Genomic DNA, 3,117 nt, shown 5'->3' with positions numbered 1-3,117 from the left:
GCGCTGCCGCCCGCGGCGCCGCCGCCGCCGCGCGCGCCGGCGCTGGCCGAACTCGATGTCGCGATGGACCTCGGCCACGACGACTACCTGGCCGCGATCGCGCAATGCCGCCGCGCCATCGTCGAGGGCGAGTCCTACCAGGTCTGCCTGACCAACCATTTCCGCGTGCGCGCCCAGCTCGACCCGCTGGCGCTGTACCGGCGCCTGCGCCGCGGCAACGCCGCGCCGTTCGGCGCGTACCTGCGCAGCGGCGCGCAGCATGTGCTGAGCACCTCGCCCGAGCGCTTCCTGCGCGTGGACGGCGCCGGCCGGGTCCAGGCCAAGCCGATCAAGGGCACCATCCGCCGCGCCGAGGATCCGGCGCTGGACGCGCGCTACGCCCAGGCGCTGGCCGATTCGGGCAAGGACCGCGCCGAGAACCTGATGATCGTCGACCTGATGCGCAACGACCTCAACCGCGTCGCCGTGCGCGGTACGGTCGAGGTGCCGCGGCTGGCCGCGATCGAGAGCTACCGCACCGTGCACCAGATGGTCAGCACGGTCGAAGCGCGGCTGCGGCCGGACTGCGATCTGCTCGACCTGCTGCGCGCGACCTTTCCCGGCGGTTCGATCAGCGGCGCGCCCAAGCGCCGCACCCTGGGCATCATCGACCGGCTCGAACGCAGCGCGCGCGGCGTGTACTGCGGCTCGATCGGCTACCTCGGCTACGGCCGCGTGGCCGATCTCAACATCGGCATCCGCACCCTTGCCTACGACGGGCGCGAGGTGTCCTTCGGCGCCGGCGGGGCGATCACCTGGCTGTCGGACCCGCAGTCCGAATTCCAGGAAGCGTTGCTCAAGGCCGAGGCGGTGCTGCGGCCGCTGTGGGATTACCTCGGCGGCGGCGCGGCGTTCCGCGGCGCGGTGCAGGACGACCGCTGGCGGGTGCGCGGCGGCTGAGCCGCGCATGCCGATGCCGGCAGCGCGACGCGGACGAGGTTTCGATCCTCAGCGCGCAACCGTCAGCGCGGCCGCCGCGACCACCGCCACGTCAGCCAGCCCAGTACGGCTTGCACCGCCAACAGCCCGGCGTTGAACCACAGCGGAAAGTCCTTGCCCAGGGTCGCCACCGCCCAGATCGCCATCGCGGTCAGCAGCGCCCAGATCAGCCCGGCCTGCGCGCGCGCCGCGATCGGCAGCCAGCGCGCCGCGATCCACAGCGGCGCGGCGGCGGCGGCGGCGGTCCAGGCCAGGTCCCAGCCCAGCCGCGCATCGCCGCCCGACGGCAGGCGCAGCCATACCGCCAGCACGCCGCCGGCGATGTTGAGCGCGGCGAACGCGGCCGCCGCGGCCAGCCAAAGCAGCAGCGATACCGCTCCTGCGCGCATTCCGCCCGGCATCGTGGTCGCGGTCATCGGTCAAGCTCCTTCATGGTTGCGGCTCCGTCATCGTAGGGTCTGCCTCATCGTCTCATCTGCGGCGCCGGCGCATCCGTCGCGCGGCCGCCGCCCGCTTCGGCCGCGGCCGCGAGATCGGCGTTGACCGCGTCGTCCACGCTCCAGTACTCCAGCGCCGAGGCGGTTTGCCCCGGCAACTGTACGCGTTCGAGCAACACGCGCACGCCGTCCTTGAGCCGCGCCAGGGTCAGCGCCACGCCGCGCGCGCGCAGCCAGCCGTCGAAATCGCTCAGCGCTTCCAGGCTGGTGCTGTCCAGGTCGGGCGAGATCTCCAGGCTCAGCACCAGCCGGCGCGCGTCGGCGTGCGCTTCCACCTGCTGCCGCGCCAGCGCCAGGATCGGCTCGGCGTTGGCGAAGAACAGCGGCTGCTCCGGCCGCAACACCAGCACGCCGGGCACCGGCGCGGCCTGCGGGTGCAGGGCCAGGTCGACGAAATCGTGGCTGCCCGGCAAGCGCCCGAGCACGCTCAGGCGCGGGCGCGACAGCCGCCGCAGCAGCATCAGCAGGCTGAAGGCGATGGCCGCCAGCAGGCCGTCGAGGATGCCCAGGCTCAACACCGTGGCGACCGCGGCGAACGCGACCAGGCGGTCGCGGTGCCAGCGCAGGTAAGGCGCGAACGTCGCCGGCCGCAGCGACTTGCTCACCGCGTGGATCACGATCGCCGCCAGCACCGGCTGCGGAATGCGCTCGATCCAGGCCAGGGCGAAGGCGATCATCAGCAGCACCGCCAGCGCCGCGACCAGCCCGGCCACGCGCGAGCGCGCGCCGGCGGCTTCGTTGGCCGAGGTCGCCGAATAGCCGGCGCCGACCGGCAGGCCGTGCAGCAGCCCGGACAGCGCATTGGCGATGCCGAGCGCGAACAGGTCGCGGTTGGGTTCGACCGCATCGCCGTGCTTGAGCGCATAGGCGCGGATTGCGGTATAGGACTCGGCGTACAGCACCAGGGTCAGGGCCAGCGCCAGTTCCAGGCAGGTCAGCCACTGGCCGGGGCCGGGCCAGCCCGGCGCGCCGAGCTGCGGGCTCAGCGCGATGGTCCCGGTCAGGGCCACGCCGTGCGCCGCCAGCGCGCCGGATGCGGCCACGCCGAGCGCGATCACCAGCAGGCTGGCCGGCAGCCGCGGAAAGCGTTCGCCGAACTTCAGCGCCGCCAGCGCCAGCGCGCCGGCGGCGAAGCTGGCCGGCTGCCATTCGCGCCAGCGCTGCGGCAGTTCCAGCAGCAGCGGCGCGAAGTCGGCGGCGCGCGCGTGCACGCCCAGCAGCGCCGGCAGCTGCTTGAGCACGATCACGCAAGCCAGGCCGAAGGTGAAACCGCGCAGCACCGGCCGCGCGATCATCTGCGACAGCCCGCCCAGGCGCGCGGCCGCGGCGGCGAGGAAGCAGGCGCCGGTGGCCAGGGTCAGGAACGCGGCGATGGCCGCGCGCGCGGCCGGGTCCGGGCCGGCCGCGGCCACGGTCGCCGCGGCCAGCACCGCGGCCGAGGACGAGGTCGCCGAGACGATCGCGAAGCGGCTGCGCCCGATCAGCCCGTAGCCGAGCAGGCCGGCGAACAGCGCGAACACGCCGGTGTGCGCGGGCAGGCCGGCGAGGGCGGAATAGGCCACCGCCTCGGGCAGCAGCAGGCCGGCGATGGCCAGCCCGGCGACGACGTCGGCGCCGCGGCCCGAGCTGGCGGCGCGGGCGC

3 protein-coding genes are annotated in these 3,117 nt (G+C 74.4%); 1 reads left to right on the top strand and 2 read right to left on the bottom strand.

The features are described from left to right. Positions 1-939: aminodeoxychorismate synthase component I (gene pabB / locus A7A76_RS02510; protein ID WP_206409714.1), on the top strand; the 939-nt coding region annotated here is incomplete at its 5' end. A 62-nt stretch (positions 940-1,001) separates the two neighbouring features. On the opposite strand, the gene A7A76_RS02505 is transcribed toward pabB, so the two are convergent. Beyond that, the gene (locus A7A76_RS02505; protein WP_206409713.1) at positions 1,002-1,394 is read right to left on the bottom strand and encodes a hypothetical protein; all 393 of its coding nucleotides are present in this window, start codon (positions 1,392-1,394) and stop codon (positions 1,002-1,004) included. Positions 1,395-1,441: 47 nt separating this feature from the next. After that, the coding region (locus A7A76_RS02500; protein ID WP_206409712.1) for a SulP family inorganic anion transporter at positions 1,442-3,117 on the bottom strand (1,676 nt) is incomplete at its 5' end.

Source organism: Lysobacter enzymogenes, assembly GCF_017168095.1.
Taxonomy (GTDB): Bacteria; Pseudomonadota; Gammaproteobacteria; order Xanthomonadales; family Xanthomonadaceae; genus Lysobacter; species Lysobacter enzymogenes_D.
The sequence above is the reverse complement of the archived record's forward strand: the minus strand, read 5'-3'. Positions and strand labels throughout refer to the sequence as shown.